Source organism: Microbacterium sp. ZW T2_14 (genome assembly GCF_044987405.1).
GTDB lineage: Bacteria > Actinomycetota > Actinomycetes > Actinomycetales > Microbacteriaceae > Microbacterium.
In genome coordinates this window covers 17,349-39,533 of sequence record NZ_JBJDRK010000046.1, presented here as the reverse complement: position 1 = coordinate 39,533, position 22,185 = coordinate 17,349, and the positions used below count along the sequence as shown (strand labels likewise).

Annotated in this window: 23 protein-coding genes; 15 read left to right on the top strand and 8 right to left on the bottom strand. The window is 69.6% G+C overall.

The genetic code is table 11. The features are described from left to right. The 7 genes from whiA to ACI3KY_RS15185 all read left to right on the top strand — a co-directional run. Window positions 1–378, top strand: a 378-nt coding sequence (gene whiA / locus ACI3KY_RS15215; RefSeq protein WP_404930994.1) for a DNA-binding protein WhiA, incomplete at its 5' end; no start/stop codon positions are given. A 152-nt stretch (window positions 379–530) separates the two neighbouring features. Next, complete coding sequence (locus ACI3KY_RS15210) at window positions 531–1,157, top strand: superoxide dismutase (RefSeq protein ID WP_194415683.1); 627 nt, start codon at window positions 531–533, stop codon at window positions 1,155–1,157. 102 nt (window positions 1,158–1,259) lie between these two features. After that, window positions 1,260–2,270, top strand: coding sequence for a type I glyceraldehyde-3-phosphate dehydrogenase (gene gap, locus ACI3KY_RS15205; protein ID WP_404930993.1), 1,011 nt, complete (start codon window positions 1,260–1,262; stop codon window positions 2,268–2,270). A gap of 9 nt (window positions 2,271–2,279) precedes the next feature. Further along, window positions 2,280–3,494, top strand: a complete 1,215-nt coding sequence (locus ACI3KY_RS15200; protein WP_404930992.1) for a phosphoglycerate kinase — start codon at window positions 2,280–2,282, stop codon at window positions 3,492–3,494. Further along, window positions 3,491–4,303: a triose-phosphate isomerase gene (gene tpiA, locus ACI3KY_RS15195; protein WP_404930991.1), complete on the top strand. Its 813-nt coding sequence runs from the start codon at window positions 3,491–3,493 to the stop codon at window positions 4,301–4,303. Before ACI3KY_RS15200 ends, tpiA begins: the two co-directional genes overlap by 4 nt. Window positions 4,304–4,409: 106 nt before the next feature. Beyond that, window positions 4,410–4,658 (top strand): preprotein translocase subunit SecG, encoded by a 249-nt coding sequence (secG, locus tag ACI3KY_RS15190; protein ID WP_194415674.1) that lies wholly within the window; start codon window positions 4,410–4,412, stop codon window positions 4,656–4,658. Then, complete coding sequence (locus ACI3KY_RS15185; protein WP_194415672.1) at window positions 4,658–5,014, top strand: RNA polymerase-binding protein RbpA; 357 nt, start codon at window positions 4,658–4,660, stop codon at window positions 5,012–5,014. Before secG ends, ACI3KY_RS15185 begins: the two co-directional genes overlap by 1 nt. Before the next feature lie 77 nt (window positions 5,015–5,091). On the opposite strand, the gene pgl is transcribed toward ACI3KY_RS15185, so the two are convergent. Genes pgl through tkt form a run of 6 tightly spaced genes read right to left on the bottom strand, consistent with a single transcriptional unit; the run spans window position 5,092 to window position 13,288 of the window. Next, complete coding sequence (gene pgl, locus ACI3KY_RS15180) at window positions 5,092–5,871, bottom strand: 6-phosphogluconolactonase (protein WP_404930990.1); 780 nt, start codon at window positions 5,869–5,871, stop codon at window positions 5,092–5,094. A 36-nt stretch (window positions 5,872–5,907) separates the two neighbouring features. Further along, on the bottom strand, window positions 5,908–6,864 hold the full coding sequence (locus ACI3KY_RS15175; RefSeq protein ID WP_404930989.1) for a glucose-6-phosphate dehydrogenase assembly protein OpcA: 957 nt from the start codon (window positions 6,862–6,864) through the stop codon (window positions 5,908–5,910). Then, on the bottom strand, window positions 6,861–8,411 hold the full coding sequence (zwf, locus tag ACI3KY_RS15170) for a glucose-6-phosphate dehydrogenase (protein ID WP_404930988.1): 1,551 nt from the start codon (window positions 8,409–8,411) through the stop codon (window positions 6,861–6,863). Before zwf ends, ACI3KY_RS15175 begins: the two co-directional genes overlap by 4 nt. 15 nt (window positions 8,412–8,426) lie before the next feature. Then, complete coding sequence (locus tag ACI3KY_RS15165; protein WP_404930987.1) at window positions 8,427–10,049, bottom strand: glucose-6-phosphate isomerase; 1,623 nt, start codon at window positions 10,047–10,049, stop codon at window positions 8,427–8,429. Beyond that, window positions 10,046–11,167, bottom strand: coding sequence for a transaldolase (gene tal, locus ACI3KY_RS15160; protein WP_194415662.1), 1,122 nt, complete (start codon window positions 11,165–11,167; stop codon window positions 10,046–10,048). The genes ACI3KY_RS15165 and tal overlap by 4 nt, the downstream gene beginning before the upstream one ends. Window positions 11,168–11,185: 18 nt before the next feature. After that, entirely contained in the window at window positions 11,186–13,288 is a 2,103-nt protein-coding gene (gene tkt, locus ACI3KY_RS15155) for a transketolase (protein WP_404930986.1), read from the bottom strand. 348 nt (window positions 13,289–13,636) lie between these two features. Here tkt and ACI3KY_RS15150 point away from each other — a divergent pair, with 348 nt between their 5' ends. From ACI3KY_RS15150 to ACI3KY_RS15140, 3 genes are all read left to right on the top strand, one after another. Further along, window positions 13,637–14,596 (top strand): heme o synthase, encoded by a 960-nt coding sequence (locus ACI3KY_RS15150; RefSeq protein WP_404930985.1) that lies wholly within the window; start codon window positions 13,637–13,639, stop codon window positions 14,594–14,596. Between the two features lie 84 nt (window positions 14,597–14,680). Next, a complete protein-coding gene (locus ACI3KY_RS15145; protein ID WP_404930984.1) occupies window positions 14,681–15,034 on the top strand; it encodes a YciI family protein in 354 nt (117 codons plus the stop codon). 5 nt (window positions 15,035–15,039) lie between these two features. Then, window positions 15,040–16,293 carry an RNA polymerase sigma factor gene (locus ACI3KY_RS15140; RefSeq protein ID WP_404930983.1) on the top strand — a complete coding sequence of 418 codons (1,254 nt, stop codon included), beginning with the start codon at window positions 15,040–15,042 and terminating at the stop codon, window positions 16,291–16,293. A 69-nt stretch (window positions 16,294–16,362) separates the two neighbouring features. Here the strand turns inward: ACI3KY_RS15140 and ACI3KY_RS15135 are convergent, their stop codons facing one another. After that, window positions 16,363–16,776, bottom strand: a complete 414-nt coding sequence (locus ACI3KY_RS15135; protein ID WP_404930982.1) for a dinucleotide-utilizing enzyme — start codon at window positions 16,774–16,776, stop codon at window positions 16,363–16,365. Window positions 16,777–16,870: 94 nt separating this feature from the next. Then, window positions 16,871–17,827 carry a COX15/CtaA family protein gene (locus tag ACI3KY_RS15130; RefSeq protein ID WP_404930981.1) on the bottom strand — a complete coding sequence of 319 codons (957 nt, stop codon included), beginning with the start codon at window positions 17,825–17,827 and terminating at the stop codon, window positions 16,871–16,873. A 258-nt stretch (window positions 17,828–18,085) separates the two neighbouring features. On the opposite strand from ACI3KY_RS15130, the gene sufB reads away from it, so the two are divergent. Genes sufB through ACI3KY_RS15105 form a run of 5 tightly spaced genes read left to right on the top strand, consistent with a single transcriptional unit; the run spans window position 18,086 to window position 22,168 of the window. Continuing rightward, window positions 18,086–19,504 (top strand): Fe-S cluster assembly protein SufB, encoded by a 1,419-nt coding sequence (sufB, locus tag ACI3KY_RS15125; protein ID WP_194415650.1) that lies wholly within the window; start codon window positions 18,086–18,088, stop codon window positions 19,502–19,504. Further along, the gene (gene sufD / locus ACI3KY_RS15120; protein WP_404930980.1) at window positions 19,505–20,692 is read left to right on the top strand and encodes a Fe-S cluster assembly protein SufD; all 1,188 of its coding nucleotides are present in this window, start codon (window positions 19,505–19,507) and stop codon (window positions 20,690–20,692) included. It begins immediately after the preceding gene. Further along, window positions 20,689–21,018, top strand: coding sequence for a non-heme iron oxygenase ferredoxin subunit (locus tag ACI3KY_RS15115; RefSeq protein WP_404930979.1), 330 nt, complete (start codon window positions 20,689–20,691; stop codon window positions 21,016–21,018). The genes sufD and ACI3KY_RS15115 overlap by 4 nt, the downstream gene beginning before the upstream one ends. Before the next feature lie 16 nt (window positions 21,019–21,034). Continuing rightward, window positions 21,035–21,829 carry a Fe-S cluster assembly ATPase SufC gene (sufC, locus tag ACI3KY_RS15110; protein ID WP_404930978.1) on the top strand — a complete coding sequence of 265 codons (795 nt, stop codon included), beginning with the start codon at window positions 21,035–21,037 and terminating at the stop codon, window positions 21,827–21,829. A gap of 9 nt (window positions 21,830–21,838) precedes the next feature. Next, a complete protein-coding gene (locus ACI3KY_RS15105; RefSeq protein ID WP_194415642.1) occupies window positions 21,839–22,168 on the top strand; it encodes a metal-sulfur cluster assembly factor in 330 nt (109 codons plus the stop codon). Window positions 22,169–22,185: the final 17 nt, after the last annotated feature.

Below are 22,185 nucleotides of genomic sequence, written 5' to 3'. Positions count from 1 at the left end.
GCCGTGCGCGCCGCCGCCGACTGGGACCAGATGCGCCAGCGCCGCGAGGTGCGCGCGGGCGTCAACCGGCTCGTGAACTTCGACGACGCGAACCTCCGGCGCTCCGCGCAGGCCGCCGTCGCCGCCTGCGCGCGGGTCGAGCGCGCGCTCGCGATCCTCGGCGACGACGTGCCCGAGCATCTCCGCCAGGCCGGCGACCTGCGCCTGGCGCACCGCGACGCGAGCCTCGACGAACTCGGACACCACGCCGACCCGCCCCTCACGAAGGACGCCGTCGCCGGTCGCATCCGCCGCCTTCTCGCGATGGCCGACAAGAAGGCCGAGATCGAGGGTCTGCCCGACACCGAGTCGGCCGTGCCCGCCGGCGTCGAGGACTGAGTCCCGCGCGGATGCGGGGGGCCGCGGCATCCCCCTCCCACACGTCACAGTGGGAAGCAACCCCGTCTCCCGGGCGTTGCCGCTCAGTAGGATGATTCCGTCACCCTCGCTGCGCCGGGGAATTCGGCGCGCGCCGACAGGAAGAAGAGAACATGGCGAAGTACACCTTGCCCGACCTCCCTTACGACTACGCCGCCCTCGAGCCGCACATCAGCGGCAAGATCATGGAGCTGCACCACAGCAAGCACCACCAGGCGTACGTCACCGGCGCGAACACCGCGCTGGAGCAGCTGGCCGAGGCGCGTGAGTCCGGCAACCTGGCCAACGTGAACAAGCTCGAGAAGGACCTCGCGTTCAACCTCGGCGGTCACGTCAACCACTCGATCTTCTGGACCAACCTGTCGCCCGAGGGCGGCGGAGAGCCCGAGGGAGAGCTGCGCGCCGCGATCGACGAGTTCTTCGGCGGCTTCGACAAGTTCCAGGCGCACTTCACCGCCGCCGCGACCGGTATCCAGGGCTCCGGCTGGGCCGTGCTCAGCTGGGACCCGATCGGCGAGCAGCTCATCATCCAGCAGCTGTTCGACCAGCAGAGCAACACCGCGCAGGGCACCATCCCGGTGTTCCAGCTCGACATGTGGGAGCACGCCTTCTACCTCGACTACCTCAACGTCAAGGCCGATTACGTCAAGGCCGTCTGGAACATCGCGAACTGGCAGAACGTGGCGCAGCGCCTCGACGCCGCCCGTCAGAAGACCTCGGGCCTGCTGGTACTGTCCTAATAGGCGCGGCGTCCCGACGGGACTGCCCGCCGGGACGCCGTTGTCCTCGTTCGCATCGCACCAACCGCGCACTCGCGCACGACACATCTCAGGAGAAACTCCGTGACTGTCAAGATCGGCATCAACGGCTTCGGCCGCATCGGACGCAACTACCTCCGCGCGGCCCTCGCGCAGGGTGCGGACCTCGAAATCGTGGCGGTGAACGACCTCACCGACAACAAGACGCTCGCGCACCTGCTCAAGTACGACTCGGTGGGCGGTCCGCTGGACGCCGAGGTGTCCTACGACGAGGACTCCATCACCGTGGGGGGCAAGGCCATCAAGGTCTTCGAAGAGCGCGACCCCGCCAACCTCCCGTGGGGCGAGCTGGGCGTCGACATCGTCATCGAGTCGACCGGCCGCTTCACCAAGGCGGACGACGCCAAGAAGCACGTCGCCGGCGGCGCCAAGAAGGTCCTCATCTCCGCTCCTGCGACCGGTGACGACGTCACGATCGTGATGGGCGTGAACGAGGGCGAGTACGACCCCGAGAACCACGTCATCATCTCGAACGCCTCGTGCACCACGAACTGCCTCGCCCCGCTGGCGAAGGTCTTCAACGACGCGTTCGGCATCGAGCGCGGCTTCATGATGACGGCGCACGCCTACACCGCCGACCAGAACCTGCAGGACGGACCGCACAGCGACCTCCGCCGTGCGCGCGCCGCAGCGATCAACATCGTGCCCGCGTCGACCGGTGCCGCGAAGGCCATCGGCCGTGTCCTCCCGGAGCTCAACGGCAAGCTGAGCGGCTCCTCGTACCGTGTGCCGGTGCCCACCGGCTCGATCGTCGACCTGACCATCGTCACGCCGACCGAGGGCCTCACGGCCGAGCAGGTGAACGAGGCGTACAAGGCCGCTGCCGCCGAGGGGCGTCTCGCGGGGTACCTCGAGTACACCGAGGACCCGATCGTCTCGAGCGACATCCAGCTCAACCCGCACTCGTCGATCTTCGACTCGGAGCTGACCAACGTCAGCGGCAACCTGGTCAAGGTCTCGGCGTGGTACGACAACGAGTGGGGCTACTCCAACCGTCTCGTCGACCTCACCGAGTACGTGGCCGAGCGCCTCTAAGCGATCACCATGGCTCTGCGCACCCTCGATTCGCTGGGTTCGCTCGCAGGCAAGCGCGTCATCGTCCGCTGTGACCTCAACGTTCCTCTCAAGGACGCGGTCATTGCGGACGATGGCCGTGTGCGGGCATCCCTTCCCACGCTCAACGCCCTGATCAACCAGGGCGCCCGGCTCGTCGTCTGCTCGCACCTCGGCCGCCCCGACGGGGCACCCGACGCCAAGTACAGCCTCGAGCCCGTCGCCCAGCGGCTGTCGGAGCTGCTGGGCAAGCCCGTCGCGTTCGCACGCGACACCGTCGGCGAGTCCGCTCAGGAGGCCGTCGCGGCCCTCGAGGACGGCGACGTCGCAGTGATCGAGAACCTCCGGTTCGCTCCGGGCGAGACCGCGAAGGACGAGGGGGAGCGCCGCGCGTTCGCCGAACAGCTCGCCGCCCTCGGCGACGCTCTCGTCTCGGACGGCTTCGGCGTCGTCCACCGCAAGCAGGCCTCGGTGTACGAACTCGCCGAGATCCTGCCCTCGGCGGCCGGCCTGCTGATCGCGACCGAGCTGGACGTGCTCGACCGTCTCACCGAGAACCCGGAACGGCCCTACACGGTCGTCCTCGGCGGCTCCAAGGTCAGCGACAAGCTGGGTGTCATCTCGCACCTGCTGCCCCGCGTCGACCGGCTGCTCGTCGGCGGCGGGATGCTGTTCACGTTCCTCGCCGCCCAGGGTCACAAGGTCGGCTCGAGCCTGCTCGAGGCCGACCAGCTCGACACGGTCCGCGAGTACATGCGTCGTGCCGAGGAGTCGGGCGTCGAACTCGTGCTGCCGACGGACGTGGTCGTGGCGTCGAAGTTCGGCGCCGACGCGGAGCACGTGGTGACTCCTGCCGACCGGATCGAGGACACCCCGTTCGGAGCATCCGGTCTCGGGCTCGACATCGGTCCCGACACCGCGGCGCGATTCGCCGACCTCGTCCGCAGCTCGAAGACGGTCTTCTGGAACGGCCCCATGGGGGTGTTCGAGCTCGCGCCCTTCGCGGCGGGCACCAAGGCCGTCGCGCAGGCGCTCACCGAGGTCGACGGCCTGTCGGTCGTCGGCGGCGGAGACTCCGCCGCAGCGGTCCGCCAGCTCGGGTTCGACGACGACGCGTTCGGTCACATCTCGACCGGTGGCGGCGCCAGCCTCGAGTTCCTCGAGGGCAAGAAGCTCCCCGGACTGGAGGTCCTCGGATGGCAGTGAGCAATTCCGAAGCGAGCGCTTCGCGCCGCGGTCGCACCCCGCTGATCGCCGGCAACTGGAAGATGAACCTCGACCACCTGCAGGCTGTCGCGTTCGTCCAGAAGCTGCACTGGACGCTCAAGGACGCCAAGCACGAGGACGGCTCGGTCGAGGTGGCGGTCTTCCCGCCGTTCACCGACCTCCGCACCGTGCAGACGCTGCTCGACGCCGACAAGATCCCGTTCGCGCTCGGTGCACAGGACATCTCGTCCCATGACTCCGGTGCATACACCGGCGAGGTGTCGGGCGCCTTCCTCGCGAAGCTCGACAACCGCTACGTGATCATCGGTCACTCCGAGCGTCGCGAGTACCACCACGAGGGCGATGACATCGTCGCCGCCAAGGTGCAGGCCGCACTGAAGCACGGGCTCGTCCCGGTCATCTGCGTGGGCGAGACCGCCGACGACCTCGAGAAGCACGGCGCGAGTGCGGTGCCGGTCGGTCAGCTCGAGGCTGCTCTGCAGGGTGTCAAGGCGGATGCGGACATCGTGGTGGCCTACGAGCCCGTGTGGGCGATCGGCTCCGGCCAGGCGGCGACGCCCGAGCAGGCGCAGGAGGTGTGCGCGAAGCTCCGCGAGGTGATCGCTGCGAAGCTCGGAGCGGATGCCGCGGCCCGCACGCGTGTGCTCTACGGCGGCTCGGTGAAGGCCGCGAACATCGCCAGCTTCATGCGGGAGCCCGACGTCGACGGTGCGCTGGTCGGCGGTGCGAGCCTCGTCGTCGACGAGTTCGCCGCGATCATCCGCTACCAGAAGCACGTCGGCGTCTGACCTTCGACCGGCGGGGGGGCGGGTTCCCCCCGCCGCCCGCCGTCGTACACGTATACTTGACCCTTGTGCGATCGGCGAACGATCGCAGCGAAAGGCTTCAACGACTGTGCAGATCCTCGAGTTCGTCCTGCAGGTGCTTCTCGGCATCACGAGTCTCCTGCTGACCCTCCTCATCCTTCTCCACAAGGGGCGCGGTGGCGGTCTTTCCGACATGTTCGGCGGCGGCATGACGTCCGCTCTCGGATCGTCGGGCCTCGCCGAGCGCAACCTCAACCGGTTCACGGTGGTGCTCGCCCTGGTGTGGTTCGCCTCGATCGTGGCGCTCGGCCTGATCACGAAGTTCCAGGCCATCTGATGGCTACCGGAGGCAACGCGATCCGCGGCACCCGCGTCGGTGCCGGCCCCATGGGCGAGCAGGACCACGGCTACCACGCCGAGCGCGTGGCGATCTCGTACTGGGACGCCCTGGGCAACGAGACGGTCCGCTACTTCGCCGCGGGCATTCCCGAAGAGGAGATCCCCGAGACGATCGACTCGCCCCACTCGGGCCTGCCGGCCGGCCGCGACAAGGAGAATCCTCCCGCTCTCGCGAAGACCGAGCCGTACAAGACGCACCTCGCCTACGTGAAGGAGCGCCGCACCGAAGAGGAAGCCGAGACGCTTCTCGACGACGCTCTGCAGCAGCTGCGCGATCGCCGCGGTCAGGGCTGACGCGCGACAAGACACACAAGAAGAGCGGATGCCGAGGCATCCGCTCTTCTTCGTCTGTCTCTGTCTGTCGACCCGCGTCAGTACTCGCGGTCGATGAGCTCGGGCGGCACCTGCGCGGCGGCCGCCTGGTCGACGAAGAACGTCGTGCGCTTGCGGCCCTTGGCCCCGGCCGCGGGCACGCTCGCGTAGCTCGCGCCGGCAAGGGCGAGCCCGAGGGCGGCCGCCTTGTCGGGGCCCGAGAGCACGAGCCACACGCGCTTGGAGCTGTTGATGACCGGACGCGTCATCGTGATGCGCTCCGGCGGCGGCTTGGGGGAGTCGCGCACCGGGACGACGGAGCGATCCGTGATCTGGATCTCGGCGCGGTCGGGGAAGAGCGACGCGATGTGCCCGTCCGGCCCGACGCCGAGGAAGCACACATCGAACGACGGCCAGGGGCCTTCGGCGCCGGGGAAGCGGGCCAGCTCCTCGGCGTAGGCGGCGGCGGCGCCATCGAGATCGACCCCGTCGTCGCTGGCGCGGGCGGCGTGGATGTTCTCCGCCGGGATCTCCAGGCTGTCGAGGAACGCCTCGCGGGCCTGATGGTCGTTGCGCTCAGCGTGCCCGAGGGGCAGGAACCTCTCGTCGCTCCACCAGAAGTGGACCCGCGACCAGTCGATGCGGCCGGCACGAGGATGGCGCCCTGCCGCAGCGAGGACTGCCGCACCCATCGATCCGCCCGTGAGGGAGACGTGGGCGAGCTTGCCGTCGTCGACGCGTTTCGCGACCCTGCTGAGGAAGCGCGGAGCGACGGAATCGACGAGCGCAGCGGGATCGGGACTGATGATGACGCGCTTCTCGGCCCAGCCCTCAGGCATCCGTCTGCGTCCTGTCCGTCACCCGCGCACCGTCCATCAGGCCTGCGTCCCCTTCGTCGCCGGAGGGTCGAGCAGCTGCCAGCCCTCGGTGATCACTCGACCATACAGGACGTCCGGGTCGAGGCGACGGAGCTCCTCGGCGAGGCATTCGCGCAGCGTCCGGCGCGGGAAAGCGAGGTCGTGCGTGGGCTGTCCGGGCTGGGTGAGGATCGCCACGCCCGGCGTCGGACGCTCCAACAGCACCTCGCCACTGGGACGCACCAGGGCGACCGACTTGATGCCGTGCGGCCACTCTTCGGCGTCGAGATACGCCCAGTCGACGGGCACGTCGAGAGTGAGGCGCAGCCATGCCGCCAGAAGGGCGGTGGAGGGCGAATCCGACGCGCCCCGCACCCGCACGCCGACGACCGGCTCGTACGGCGGCTGGTCGAGGATGGCGGCCAGCTGCTCGCGCCAGCGCGTCAGGCGCGTCCACGCCAGGTCGGTGTCGCCTGGCGCGTACTGCTCGCCGAGCCCCGCGACCCAGGCCGACGGGTCGGACTTCGTCGCGGCATCCGTGATCCGGCGCTGTGCGATGCGGCCGATCGAGGTCTTCGAGATGTTGTCGGGCGTGCGGTTCGGCCACCACACCACGACGGGGGCGTCGGGCAGGAGCAGTCCGGTCACCAGGCTCTCGAGATTCGAGTGGCCGGCGTCGCCGTACGCCCGCAGGGTCACGACCTCGCTCGCGCCGGCGTCGCCGCCGACGCGGATCTGCGCGTCGAGACGCGGCTCGGCGTCGTAACCGTCCGGGATCAGCAGCACGATGACGCGCATGGGATGCTCGCGCGAGGCGTCGTTCGCCGCCTCGATCACCTCTTCGACGGCGCCCTCACGGGTCAGGATGACGAGGGTCAGCACGCGGCCGAGCGCGACCGCGCCGCCCTCCTCACGCACGTTGACGAGCGCACGCGAGATCTTGCTGACGGTGGTGTCGGGAAGATCGACGATCACGGGCGCCTCCAGGTCCGTCCATCGCGGGAGAGCATCTCGTCCGCGGAGTCCGGGCCCCACGACCCGGGTGAGTACTGTTCGAGGGGACCGCCCTGCGCGTCCCAGAACCGCTCGATCGGGTCGAGGATCTTCCACGAGAGCTCGACCTCTTCGTGCCGCGGGAACAGCGGCGGGTCGCCGAGCAGCACGTCGAGGATCAGGCGCTCGTACGCCTCGGGGCTCGCCTCGGTGAAGGCGTGACCGTAGCCGAAGTCCATGGTCACGTCGCGCACCTGGGCGCCGGCGCCGGGCACCTTGGAGCCGAAGCGGATCGTGACGCCCTCGTCGGGCTGCACGCGGATCACCAGGGCGTTCTGACCCTGACCCGACGTCTGGCTGCGCGAGAAGAGCAGTTCGGGCGCCCGCTTGAAGACCACGGCGATCTCGGTGACGCGGCGGCCCAGACGCTTGCCGGTGCGCAGGTAGAACGGCACGCCCGCCCAGCGGCGGGTGTTCACCTCGAGGGTGACGGCGGCGTAGGTCTCGGTCGTCGAGTGAGGGTTCATGCCGTCCTCCTCGAGGAAGCCGAGCACCTTCTCACCGCCCTGCCAGCCGCCCGCGTACTGACCGCGCGCGGTCGAGCGGGCGAGGTCCTCCGGCAGGGTGACGGCGGCGAGCACCTTCTCCTTCTCGGCACGGAGGTCCTTCGCGTCGAACGAGATGGGCTCCTCCATGGCGGTCAGCGCCATGAGCTGCAGCAGGTGGTTCTGGATCACGTCGCGTGCGGCGCCGACGCCGTCGTAGTAGCCCGCGCGCCCGCCCACGCCGATGTCCTCGGCCATCGTGATCTGCACGTGGTCGACGTAGTTGCGGTTCCAGATCGGCTCGTACAGCTCGTTGGCGAAGCGCAGGGCCAGGATGTTCTGGACCGTCTCCTTGCCGAGGTAGTGGTCGATGCGGAAGATCGAGTCCGTCGGGAACGCCGAGCGCAGCACGTCGTTGAGAGCGCGCGCCGACTCCTGATCGTGCCCGAACGGCTTCTCGATGACGACGCGACGCCAGCGGTCGGGCTGGTCGGCGGTGTCGTCGACGAGGCCCGAGGACTTCAGCTGCTCGGCCACCAGCGGGAACGCCTTCGGCGGGATCGACAGGTAGAACGCGTGGTTGCCCATCGTGCCGCGGTCGGTGTCGAGCCGGTCGACGGTGTCCTTCAGGCGACGGAAGGCATCCGGGTCGTCGAACTCTCCCGAGACGAAGCGGATGCCCTGGAGCAGCTGCTGCCACGTCTCGTCGCGGAACTCGGTGCGCGCGTGCTGGCGCACCGCGTCGTACACGACCTGGGCGAAGTCCTGGTCGGCCCAGTCGCGGCGTGCGAAGCCGACGAGCGCGAACCCGGGAGGCAGCAGACCGCGGTTCGCGAGGTCGTAGACGGCGGGCATGAGCTTCTTGCGGGACAGGTCTCCCGTGACGCCGAAGATGACGAGCGCGCTCGGACCGGCGATGCGGTTGAGGCGGCGGTCTTCGGGGTCGCGCAACGGGTTGTGCCCGCGCGAGATCTCGACGGTCATGTGGGGTTCGAACTCCTACTGGGCCGCTTCGAAGAGCGAGAGCACTTCGATCTGGGGATCGGTGAGGGTCAAGGTCACGACGGGCCGGCCGTGCCCTTCGGCGAGGACGGCCGCGTCTCCTGCTGCCTGCGCCTGGATGAGCTGGCCGAAGGTGAAGGGCCGGCCCGGGATCTCGAGATCGACGTCGGTCTGCTCGAGGATCTGGAGGAACACGCCGTTCGCGGGACCGCCCTTGTGGAACTGGCCGGTCGAGTGAAGGAAGCGCGGTCCCCAGCCGAACGTCGTGGGCCGACCGGAGTCGGCGGCGACGAGCTCGCGCAAGCCGGTCAGCTGCGACAGCTCGAGCCGGTTCACGTACGCCTGGATCGCCACGTAGCCGTCCTCGGGGAGGCGGGCCCACAGCGCGTCGAGCACGCCGGCGACCGTTCCGGACGCTGCGAGTGCAGGGTCCGACACGCGCACCTCGACGCCCTCCACGGCGAACGCCGGGGCCGTGGGCTCGGGACGTGCGTCGAGGAGACCGCGTGCGGCCACCTTCGCGGACTCGACATCGGGCTGGTCGAAGGGGTTGATGCCCAGCATCCGCCCGGCGATCGCCGTCGCATACTCCCAGACCACCAGCTGGGCGCCCAGCGAGCCGCTGACGAGCAGCTCGCCCTCGTGGTGCTCGAAGAGGTGGAACTGCTTCGCCTCGTCGACGAAGCGCACCACCTGCAGGTCGGCCGGCTTCGCGTCGACCTCGGGGGAGACCGGGAGCAGGACGACGGGCAGGATGCCGGTGCCCTGCTTGCCCGTCGACTCGGCGACGAGCTGCTCGATCCAGTCGGGCAGACCCACGATGTGCGTGCCGTCGGTGACGAGGCCCAGCTTGTCCTTGCGAGGCTCGCCGCCGGCGATGGCGGCCGCCAGCACCAGCGCGGGGTTCTCGGGGCTGTCGATGGACACCTCGAGCAGCGTCGCCTCCGCCTCGTCGAGCAGCTCGGAGATGTCGACGCCGGCAAGACCCGCGGGCACCAGACCGAAGGCCGTGAGGGCCGAGTAGCGGCCGCCGACCGTCGGGTCGGCGTTGAAGACGGTGTACCCGTCCGCGCGGGCCTCCTGGTCCAGCGGCGAGCCCGGATCGGTCACCACGACGATGCGCTCGGCGGGGTCGATGCCCAGGTCGCGGAACGCCGCCTCGAACGCGCGCTTGGCGGAGTCGGTCTCGACCGTGGATCCCGACTTCGACGACACCACCAGCGCGGTGCGCGTGAGGTCGCCGGCCTGGGAATCGCCGTCGATGGCCGCGAGCACCTGGCCGGGGGCCGTGGAATCCAGGATCACCAGCGGCACACCGGAGGTCTGCGCGATCACCTCGGGGGCGAGCGACGAGCCGCCCATGCCCGCGAGCACGATCCGCGTGACGTTCCGCGAGCGCAGCCGCTCGCGGAGAGCGAGGATCTCGGGGACGAGCGGGCGCGAGACGCTGACCGCCTCGACCCACCCCAGGCGCTGCGATGCTTCGGCCTCGGCATCGGGACCCCACAACGAGGCGTCGCCGCCGGTGATGCCCGATGCCACGAGGCTCGACACGAGCTCGGGCAGTGTCGCCTCGACGACGGACTTGACGTGTCCGCTGAGGTGGATGTCGAAGGTCATCGGGTGGCCTGGAGCGCGTCCTCGAGGGCCGTCTTGACGGTGCCCTGCAGGTCGTGCCAGGAGGCGATGAACTTGTCGACGCCTTCGTCTTCGAGCACCTGGGTGACGTCGGCGAAGTCCACTCCGACCGCAGCCAGGCGGTCGAAGACCTCGTGCGCGGCGGCGTAGGTGCCCGTGACGGCGTCACCGGCGATCTGACCGTGGTCGAAGGTCGCCTCGAGCGTCTTCGCCGGCATGGTGTTCACGGTGCCGGGTGCGATGAGCTCGGTGACGTACAGGGTGTCGGGAAGCGACGGGTCCTTGACGCCGGTCGACGCCCACAGCGGCCGCTGCAGGTGTGCGCCGGCATCCGTCAGCGCCTTCGCGCGATCGGTGGCGAACTCCTGCTCGAACAGCTCGTACGCGAGCCGGGCGTTCGCGACGCCGGCGAGCGACTTGAGGGCGGTGGCCTCGTCGGTGCCGATGGCCACGAGCCGCTTGTCGACCTCGGTGTCCACGCGCGAGACGAAGAACGACGCCACCGAGTGGATGCGGGAGATGTCGTGGCCGTTCGCCTGAGCCTGCTCGAGGCCCGCGAGGTAGGCCTCGATGACCGCCGCGTAGCGCTCCAGGCTGAAGATCAGCGTCACGTTGACCGAGATGCCCTCGGCCAGCACGGCGGTGATCGCCGGCAGCCCGGCCTTCGTCGCGGGGATCTTGATGTGGACGTTGGGGCGGTCGACCTTCGCCCACAGCTCCTTGGCCTGGGCGATCGTCGCGTCGGTGTCGTGGGCGAGGTCGGGGGAGACCTCGATCGACACGCGGCCGTCGACGCCGTCCGTCGCGTCGTAGACCGGGCGGAAGATGTCGGCCGCGTCGCGCACGTCGTCCGTGGTCGCGGCGAAGATGGCGTCGTCGACGGAGGCGCCCGCCGCGGCGAGCTCCGAGATCTGCGCGGCGTACGAGTGACCGCCGCCGCCGATGGCGCCCTGGAAGATCGTCGGGTTGGTCGTCACGCCGCTGACGTTGCGCGTCGAGATCAGCTCGGTCAGATTGCCCGACGTGATGCGCTCGCGGGACAGGTCGTCGAGCCAGATGCTCACGCCCTCGGCGACCAGCTTCTCAGTGGGGGTGCTCATGCTGCCTTCTCCTCGTGCTTACTGCGCCGCGGCGGCCGCGATGGTATCGCGGGCGGCCTCGACGACGGCGTCGGCGGTGATGCCGAACTTCTGGAACAGGGTCTTGTAGTCGGCCGATGCACCGAAGTGGTCGATCGCGACGGAGCGGCCGGCGTCGCCGACGATGCCGCGCCAGGTGAGCGCCGAGCCGGCCTCGACCGACACGCGCGCCTTGACCGCGGCGGGGAGGACCGACTCGCGGTACGCGGCGTCCTGCTCGTCGAACCACTCCAGCGAGGGTGCCGACACCACGCGGGCGTTCACGCCCTCGGCGGCGAGCGTCTCGCGGGCGGAGACGGCGAGCTGCACCTCTGACCCGGTCGCGATCAGGATGACGTCGGGCGTGCCGCCCGGGGCCTCGGCGAGGACGTACGCGCCCTTCGCGACACCGTCCGTCGACGCGAAGACATCATCGGATGCCTCGGCCGCGCCCCGCTCGAACACCGGGATGTTCTGGCGGGTCAGCGCGATGCCCGTCGGGCCGCCCTTGCGGCGCAGGATCTCGAGCCACGCGGCGGAGGTCTCGTTCGCATCGGCCGGCCGCACCACGGTGAAGTTCGGAATGGCGCGCAGGGTCGCGAGCTGCTCGACCGGCTGGTGGGTCGGGCCGTCCTCGCCGAGCGCGACGGAGTCGTGCGTCCATACGAAGATCGACGGGATGTCCATCAGCGCTGCCAGCCGCACCGAGGGGCGCATGTAGTCGCTGAAGATCAGGAACGTGCCGCCGAACGGGCGGGTCGGTCCGTGGAGCTTGATGCCGTTGACGATGGCGCCCATCGCGTGTTCGCGGATGCCGAAGTGCAGCACGCGGCCGTACGGGTCGCCCGCCCACTCGTGCGTCGACCACTCCGACGGGATGAACGACTTCGCGTCCTTGATCGTCGTCAGGTTGGACTCGGCGAGGTCGGCGGAGCCGCCCCACAGCTCGGGCAGCTCCGCGGCCAGGGCGTTGATCACGATGCCCGACGCGGCGCGCGTGGAGACGTCCTTGCCGGCCTCGAACGAGGGGAGTGCGGATGCCACGTCCTCCGGCAGCTCGCCGGCTTCGAGCCGGTCGAACAGCGCCTTGCGCTCGGGGTTCGCGGCAGCCCAGGCGTCGAACGACTCCTGCCAGGCGGCGCGAGCCTCGGCGGCGCGATCCTTCAGTGCGCGGGTGTGCGCGAGCACGTCGTCCGCCACGACGAAGGACTGCTCGGGGTCGAAGCCGAGGACCTTCTTGGTCGCCGCGAGCTCGTCGGCGCCGAGCGCCGAACCGTGGATCTTGCCGGTGTTCTGCTTGCCGGGCGACGGCCAGCCGATGATCGTGCGCAGGATGATGAGCGACGGCTTCGCCGTCTCGCCCTTGGCCGCCTCGAGCGCCGCATACAGCTCCGCGACGTCTTCGACGTACTCGCCGGTCTTCTTCCAGTCGACGACCTGCACCTGCCAGCCGTAGGCCTCGTAGCGCTTCGCGACGTCCTCGGTGAAGGCGACGTTGGTGTCGTCCTCGATCGAGATCTGGTTGGAGTCGTAGATCGCGATGAGGTTGCCCAGGGCCTGGTGGCCGGCCAGCGAGGAGGCCTCGGAGGTGATGCCCTCCTGAAGATCGCCGTCGCCGGCGATCACGTAGATGTGGTGGTCGAACGGGGACGTGCCGGCGGCGGCGTCCGGATCGAACAGACCCCGCTCGTAGCGGGCGGCGTAGGCGAAGCCGACCGAGGAGGCGAGGCCCTGGCCGAGCGGGCCGGTCGTGATCTCGACGCCCTTGGTGTGCCCGTACTCCGGGTGTCCCGGTGTGAGCGAGCCCCAGGTGCGCAGCGCCTTCAGGTCGTCGAGCTCGAGGCCGAACCCGCCGAGGTAGAGCTGCACGTACTGGGTGAGAGAGGAGTGCCCGGCCGACAGGATGAACCGGTCACGACCGACCCAGTGGGTGTCGGCGGGGTCGTGGCGCAGCACGTGCTGGTAGAGCAGGTACGCCGCCGGCGCCAGGCTCATCGCGGTGCCGGGGTGGCCGTTGCCGACCTTCTCCACCGCATCCGCAGCCAGCACGCGGGCAGTGTCCACCGCGCGCCGATCGATCTCATCCCAACGCAGTTCCGACACCGGGCCGCCTTTCTCGAGGAGGTGCGCCCAGAATGTGGCCGGCTCGCGGCCCTTGTCCGGATGGAGAAGGGGGAATCGGCGACGGGCGCGCGTGTATCTCAGCATAGCGAAGGGGTAGGCCCCCGAGGCCATGCGAGACGTGTATGTGACGCAGTCTTGCGAAGCGCCGGATGCGGTGGATGACATCCCGGTGTCGCCGGCGTCACGTTCTGCTCACCGCGCGTCGCGCGGCGATGTGATCCGTCCCCGGCGCCGCCCGGGATGCCGCCCGGCGTCGGCCCGGCGCGGGCCGCGACACGCCGATGCCCTAGACTTGTGGCGAATCTGCAGGCGGCGATTGCGGGGGCCATGGACAGCACGAAGACGGCCGGAGCTGCGGCCCGACCCACGCGGTCGGGCGGCCACGAGGCACCTCGCCGACCCCGGCAGAGCTTCGGTCGCACGGTCCGCGCCTACGTCGCGCTGATGAAGCCGCGCGTACTGGAACTGCTGCTGGTCACGACGGTTCCGGTGATGATCCTCGCCGACGGCGGCTTCCCGAACATCTGGCTCGTCGTCGCGACCGTCATCGGCGGCACGGCCAGCGCCGGCTCGGCCGCCGCATTCAACATGTACCTCGATCGGGACATCGACGCCCACATGCAGCGCACGGTGAACCGTCCGCTGGTGACCGGCGAGGTCTCGCCTCGCGGCGCCCTGGTCTTCGCGTGGTCGCTCGCGGTCTTCTCCACCGTCTGGCTCTGGCTCACCACGAACTGGCTGGCTGCGACGCTGTCGGCCGTCGCGATCTTCTTCTACGTCGTGATCTACACGATGATCCTCAAGCGCCGCACCGAGCAGAACATCGTGTGGGGCGGCATCGCGGGCTGCTTCCCGGTGCTCATCGGCTGGACCGCCGTGACCGGCTCCCTCGCCTGGCCTCCGGTGATCCTGTTCGCGCTCGTGTTCCTCTGGACCCCGCCGCACTACTGGCCGCTGTCGATGAAGTACAAGGACCAGTACGAGAACGTCCAGGTGCCGATGCTCGGCGCGACGCGCGGCGGCTCCCAGGTGGGCCTCCAGGTGATCCTCTACGCGTGGGCCACCGTCGTCTGCTCGCTGCTGCTCATCCCTGTCGCGGGCATGGGCCTCGTGTACACGGTGTCGGCAGTGGTCTTCGGCGGCTGGTTCATCTACGAGTCGCACGTGCTCTACCACCGCGCGGTGCAGGGCACCGAGCCGCGCCCCATGCGCGTGTTCCACGCCTCGATCACGTACCTGACGCTGCTCTTCGTCGCGATCGCGGTCGACCCGCTGCTGCCGTTCTGATTCCACGACCCCGTCGATTCGGACGGGGGCTCGTTCGTCGGATGGATGAGGGGCACGGTGCCTCTCGACCCGAAGGAGGACGACATGGCGCAGTATCTGATCCTGATCTACGGCGATGAGGCGCAGTGGGATGCGCGCAGCGAGGACGAGAGGCGGGCGGTCGACGCCGGCCACGCCGAGTTCCGCGAGCGCGCCGGCTCCGCGATCATCTCATCGGGGGAGCTGGAGTCGAGCCGGATGGCGACCACCCTGCGCCCCGGTGGGGAGCGGCCCCTCGTGACGGACGGCCCCTTCCTGGAGACGAAGGAGGTCCTCGGCGGGTTCTACCTCGTCGACGTGCCCGATCTCGACGCGGCGCTCAGCCTGGCCGGACTGCTGCATGAGACCTCCGAGGGCCACGGCGGGGTGCAGGTGCAGCCGCTGGTCGACCACTCCTGATTGTGATGGTGTCCGTGTCCCCGGCATCCGGCCCGTCGGCGGCGCAGGATCTCCAGGTCGTGCATGATGCTCTCGCGGAGGCGCACCGCTCCGAGTGGGCGGCTGTCGTCGCGACGACAGCGCGGCTCACCGGCGACCTCGACCTCGCCGAGGAGTGCGCGCAGGAGGCGTTCACGCGAGCGGTCGATCTCTGGCCGAGGCGCGGCATCCCGGACCGTCCCGGTGCGTGGCTGACGACGGTGGCCGCCAACCGGGCGAGGGATGTGCTGCGGCGGGAGTCGGCCCTCCGGCGCCGCCTCCCGCTTCTCGTGCGGGAGGACGTGCCGGACGATGGCGCGTCGTGGCACTCGGACGATCGGCTGCGGCTGATCTTCACCTGCTGCCACCCCGCCCTCGCTCGCGAGGCGCAGGTCGCCCTCACGCTGCGGTTGGTGTGCGGCGTGTCGACCGCCGACATCGCGGCGGCCTTCCTCGTGGGCGAGTCCGCGATGGCGGCGCGGGTGACGCGCGCGAAGCGCAAGATCGCGACGGCACGCATCCCGTTCCGCGTGCCGGACGCGAGGGAGCTCCCCGAGCGCGTCGGGGTGGTCTGCGACGTGCTGTACCTCGTCTTCACCGTCGGGCACGCGCCGCCCTCGGGGGACGCCGTCGTCCGGACGGACCTGGTGGAGGAGGCCATCGCGCTCACCCGGATGCTGCGCGGACTGCTGCCCGCCGATCGCTCGGTGGCGGGGCTGCTCGCGCTCATGTTGCTCATCGACGCCCGCCGTGACACGCGTGACGCGCTGCTCGCCGATCAGGATCGCGCGCGCTGGGACCGTGCGCTCATCGATGAGGGGCTCGCCCTGCTCGCGACAGCGTCGGCGGGAGCGGTGGACCGCTTTGCGATCTCCGCCGCGATCGCCGCCGTGCACGCGCAGGCGCCCACCTGGGCCGACACCGACTGGACGCGGATCGCCGACCTCTACCGGCTCCTCGCTCACGCCTGGCCGAGTCCCGTGGTCGCTCTCAACGGCGCTGTCGCGGTCGGCATGCGCGACGGACCCGCGGCCGGGCTGGCCGCGGTCGACGCCGTCGGGGGCGATCCTGCGCTCGCGCGCTACCCGTACCTCCCCGCCGCGAGGGCGGCGTTCCTGATGGATCTCGGTCGCTGGTCCGAGGCGGCCGACGCCTACGCGGAGGCCGCCCGGCTCGCCGGGAGCGAAGCGGAGCGGCAGCGGCTTCGCGACCAGACCGCGCAGGCTCGGTCGCGCGTCTGACGGCCCCGCCGCACGCGAATACGACGAAGCCGCAGAGAGCACGAGGCTCCCTGCGGCTTCGTCGTCGTGTCAGCGCGAGGCGACGGGGGCGTCGGCCTCGACGACCGGCTCGGCCTCGACGGGCGCGTCGGCCCGTACCGGCTCGGACGCCTCCGGCGCGGCCGCGGCGGTCTCGGTCTCGGCGCTCCAGTCGATGGGCTCGACGACCTCCACCGGTGCCTGCGGGCGCAGCGTCGAGAGGGCGGCGATGGCGAGGGCGAGGAGGATGCCGATGACGCCGGCGCCGATGAGGATGCCGCCGAGCTGCGCGATCGACTGGCCGACGTAGACGTCGACGCCGGTCGCGGTGCCGTCGGTCAGGGTCGTCGTCATCGAGGCGATCTTGGTGGTGGTGATGTACCAGCCGCCGGCGGCGGTCGCCAGGGAGACGACGACGAGGCCCCAGAACGGGATGCTGCGGATGAGACGGGGACGGGTGGACATGTGTCGATCACTCCTCGGGATGCGCGACCCGTGGTGGCCGCGGCATCCCACCCTGGCAAAGGAGTCCGTGCGACGCCAATCCGGTTGCTATGGATCAGCTGTGGACGGGCTCGCGCGCGGGCGCCTTCAGATGCATCACGACGGCGGTCATCGCGGCGACGAGGCCGACGGCCAGCACCATGTGGATGTTGACCAGCACGATCGGCAGACCTGTGCGCGCCTGCCAGAGACCGACCGCGATCTGGACGAGTTCGACGCCCAGCAGGAGCAGCGTCCACAGGCGCAGGCGGAGTGCCGGGGGAGTGCGCCACGAGCCGGCGACGAGCACGAGGGTGAGCGCGAACGTGATGTAGGCCGGCCACGCGTGGATGTGCTGCATGAGCTCGGGGTTCAGGCCGTTGCGTGCGGCGCCGCCATCGCCGGCATGCGGTCCGGAGCCGGTCACCAGGATGCCGACGACGACCGTGAGGAGGACGAACGCCGTCGTGACGTGGGTCACCGCCGCGTACCACCGCGGCACCGCGCGCACGCGCGGACCGGGCTCGGCATAGACGCGCACGACGAGCACCGCCGACAGCGCCACCAGCAGCACCGAGGCGAAGTAGTGCAGTCCCACCACGTAGGGGTTGAGGTCGGTCAGCACGGTGATGCCGCCGATGACCGCCTGCACCGGCACGTAGAGGCCGATCAGCAGCGAGAGCCAGAACAGGTCACGACGCTCGCGGCGCATGCGTACCACGAAAAGGAACATGATGATCGCGACCGCCACCAGCACGAAGGTCAGCAGGCGGTTGCCGAACTCGATGAAGCCGTGCACCCCCGAGACCTCGGGGACCGGGACGAACGAGTCCTCGTTGCACCGCGGCCAGGTGTCGCAGCCGAGACCCGATCCGGTGAGGCGCACCAGACCGCCGGTTCCGACGATGCCGATCTGCACCACCAGCGTCGCCCACGCCGCTGCGATGACGCGGCGGTCCACCCGATCCGGCAGCCAGAGCCAGAAGCGCTGCCGGATTCCGGGGGCGGTCGTCGTGGACTGTGGCGCGGACATGCGTGTGGTCGCCTCCTGGCAGAGGCTCCTGAAGCCGTGCGAGACGTACGGGGCGCGTCCGCGTCGGGGTGGAACCTGTAGAATCGAGGGGTCGGTGGCGGTGCAGTTCCTCGCACCGCGCACCACTGACAGTCTAGGCGCGATGATCGGCGCCGCTTGAGAGGGCCCGAGAAGCGGCATCCCCCCTCCGGTATCTCCACCGGAGATCGCGGATGCCGGGGCGGATCACACCGCTAGGACCCGGAGGAGAACGTGACGATGTCTGATGTGCTGATCGACCGCCCGGAGCTGGACAGCCTGGGCGTCTACGAGTTCGGGTGGCATGATGCCGACGCCGCGGGTGCCGTGGCGAAGCGCGGCATCGACGAGTCCGTCGTGCGTGGCATCTCCACGCTCAAGGACGAGCCCGAATGGATGCTGAAGACCCGGCTGAAGGGCTATCAGCTCTTCGGTCGCAAGCCGATGCCGACCTGGGGCGCCGACCTCAGCGAGATCGACTTCGACAACATCAAGTACTTCGTGCGCTCGACCGAGAAGCAGGCGGGGTCGTGGGAAGAGCTTCCCGAAGACATCCGCAACACGTACGAGAAGCTCGGCATCCCCGAGGCCGAGCGCGCACGCCTCGTCGCCGGTGTCGCGGCGCAGTACGAGTCCGAGGTCGTCTACCACCAGATCAACGAAGAGCTCGAGAAGCAGGGTGTCATCTTCATGGACACCGACACCGCGCTGCGCGAGCACCCCGAGTTCTTCGAGGAGTACTTCGGCACGGTCATCCCGGCCGGCGACAACAAGTTCGCGGCGCTCAACACCGCCGTCTGGTCGGGCGGCTCGTTCGTCTACGTGCCGCCGGGCGTGCACGTCGAGATCCCGCTTCAGGCGTACTTCCGCATCAACACCGAGAACATGGGCCAGTTCGAGCGGACGCTCATCATCGCCGACGAGGGCTCCTACGTGCACTACATCGAGGGCTGCACCGCCCCGATCTACAAGAGCGATTCGCTGCACTCGGCCGTGGTCGAGATCATCGTCAAGAAGAACGCCCGCGTTCGCTACACGACGATCCAGAACTGGTCCAACAACGTCTACAACCTCGTCACCAAGCGCGCCGTGGCGCACGAGGGCGCGACGATGGAGTGGATCGACGGCAACATCGGCTCGAAGGTCACGATGAAGTACCCGTCGATCTTCCTGATGGGCGAGCACGCCAAGGGCGAGACGCTGTCGGTCGCCTTCGCCGGTCCGGGTCAGCACCAGGACGCCGGCGCGAAGATGATCCACATGGCGCCGTACACGCAGTCGTCGATCGTGTCGAAGTCGATCGCCCGTGGCGGCGGCCGCGCCGGCTACCGCGGCGAGGTCCGCGTGGATGCGAACGCGCACCACTCGGCGAACACCGTGCGCTGCGACGCGCTGCTGGTCGACACGATCTCACGTTCCGACACGTACCCGGCGATCGACATCCGCGTCGACGACGTGCAGCTGGGCCACGAGGCGACGGTCTCCAAGGTCAGCGAGGAGCAGCTCTTCTACCTCATGAGCCGCGGGATGCCGGAAGACGAGGCCATGGCGATGATCGTGCGCGGCTTCATCGAGCCGATCGCCCGTGAGCTGCCCATGGAGTACGCGCTCGAACTCAACAAGCTCATCGAGATGGGCATGGAAGGATCCGTCGGCTAGATGAGCCCCACCACCGAGGCCCCCACCATTCCCGGCGCGAAGGGCCACACCGATGGCGCCGGTGCATTCGTGCCGGTTCAGACCCGCTCCGAGCGTCCCTGGTCGTTCGACCCCGCCGACTTCGAGGTGCCCACCGGCCGTGAGGTCAACTGGAAGCACACGCCGACCGCCAAGGTCCAGCCGCTGTTCGTCGACGAGGCTGGGCCGCACGGCATCATCCAGGTCGATGTCGACGCCCCGGCGAGCCTGGTGCAGGAGCGCCTGACCGTCGGCACCGCGCCCCGCGGCGAGGTGTTCCGTCCCGAGGACCTGCCGAGCGCGATCGCCTGGAAGCAGGAGACCGAGGCGCCGCTGCTGCGCATCCCGGCCGGCGCCGAGTACGCCGAGCCCATCGTGGTCTCGCTCACGGGCACCGGTGGCCTGGCGCACGCCCACGTCGTGGTCGAGGCGCAGGCGAACTCGCACGCCACCGTGGTGTTCCGCCACAGCGGCACCGCCCAGCACGCGCAGAACGTCGAGATCATCGTGCGCGAGGGCGCACACCTCGAACTCGTGACCGTGCAGCGGTGGGACGACGACGCCGTGCACGTGGCCTCCCACCAGGCCCGCGTCGAGCGCGATGCCACGCTCCGCCACGTCGTCGTGAGCTTCGGCGGCGGCGTCGTGCGCGTCAACCCGACGGTGGAGCTCGCCGGTGCCGGCTCGCGCGCCGAGCTCTACGGACTCAGCTACTCCGACTCGGGGCAGCACCTCGAGAGCCAGGTGTACCTGCACCACAAGGGCGCCGAGACCTCGGGCGACGTGCTCTACAAGAGTGCGCTGCAGGGTGCGGCGGCACGCACCGTGTGGATCGGCGACGTCCTCATCGGACCGGATGCCGTGGGCACCGACTCGTACGAGGCCAACCGCAACCTGGTCCTCACCGAAGGCGCCCGCGCCGAGTCGATCCCGAACCTGGAGATCGAGACCGGCGACATCCGCGGCGCCGGCCACGCGAGCGCCACCGGGCGCTTCGACGACGAGCAGCTGTTCTACCTGCAGGCCCGCGGCATCGCCGAGGACGAGGCTCGGCGGCTGGTCGTGCTCGGCTTCCTCGCCGAGATCGTGCAGAAGATCGGTGTCGCAGACCTCGAGGCGGAGCTGATCTCCGCCATCGAGGAAGAACTCGCCAAGGAGACCGCACGATGACCGCGCAACGCGTATGCGCCCTCAGCGACCTCGTCCAGGACGAGGCGCGCCGCGTCGAGATCGACGGCGTCGCGATCGCCCTCGTGCTCGATTCCAGCGGCGAGGTGCACGCCATCGGCGATGTCTGCACCCATGGCGACATCTCGCTCTCCGAGGGCTTCGTCGACGGCGACTCGCTCGAGTGCTGGGCCCACGGCTCGGCGTTCTCGCTGCGCACCGGCAAGCCCCTCAACCTCCCCGCGTACGAGCCGGTCCCGGTGTTCGCGGTCACCGTCGACGGCGATGATGTGCTCGTCGACGCGACCGTCACGCTCGAAGTGAACTGAAGAAGGTACTGAAGAAATGTCTGTTCTCGAGATCCGCGACCTCCATGTGACGGTCGAGACGGATGCCGGCACCACGCCGATCCTCAACGGTCTGTCGCTGACGATCCGCACGGGTGAGACCCACGCGATCATGGGCCCCAACGGGTCGGGCAAGTCGACGCTCGCCTACACGATCGCCGGTCACCCGAAGTACAACGTCACGAGCGGCTCGATCAGCCTCGACGGCGAGGACGTCCTCGCCATGTCGGTCGACGAGCGGGCACGTGCGGGGCTGTTCCTGGCGATGCAGTACCCGGTCGAGATCCCGGGCGTGACCGTCACGAACTTCCTGCGCACCGCGAAGACCGCGATCGACGGCGAGGCGCCCTCGATCCGCACCTGGACCAAGGACGTCAAGGCGTCGATGAAGAACCTGCGCATGGACCCCAAGTTCGCGCAGCGCAACGTCAACGAGGGCTTCTCGGGCGGCGAGAAGAAGCGCCACGAGATCCTGCAGCTCGAACTGCTCAAGCCGCAGATCGCCGTGCTCGACGAGACGGATTCCGGTCTCGACGTCGACGCGTTGAAGATCGTCTCGGAGGGCGTCAACCGCGCGAAGGCCGACAACGACCTCGGCGTGCTGCTGATCACGCACTACACGCGCATCCTGCGCTACATCCACCCCGATTTCGTGCACGTCATGGTGCAGGGGCGCATCGTCGAGGAGGGCGGCCCCGAGCTGGCCGACCGCCTCGAGGACGAGGGCTACGACCGCTTCCTGCCCGCGGGCGAAGAAGAGCCGGCCGGGGCCCCCGTCGCCGGCGAAGCGTAGGATCGACCTATGACGGCGACCCTCACTTCCGAGAAGTACGACGAGGTGACCGAGGCTCTCAAGGACGTCATGGACCCGGAGCTCGGGATCAACGTCGTCGACCTCGGCCTCATCTACGACCTCGCATGGGACGACGAGAACGACGCGCTGGTCATCCACATGACCCTCACCTCGGCCGGCTGCCCGCTCACCGACGTGCTCGAGGAGCAGACCGCACAGGCACTGGACGACATCGTCGAGCGGTTCCGCATCAACTGGGTGTGGATGCCGCCGTGGGGCCCGGAGCGCATCACGGACGACGGGCGCGACATGATGCGCGCGCTCGGCTTCGCGATCTGACGCCAGGCCCCCGGCGC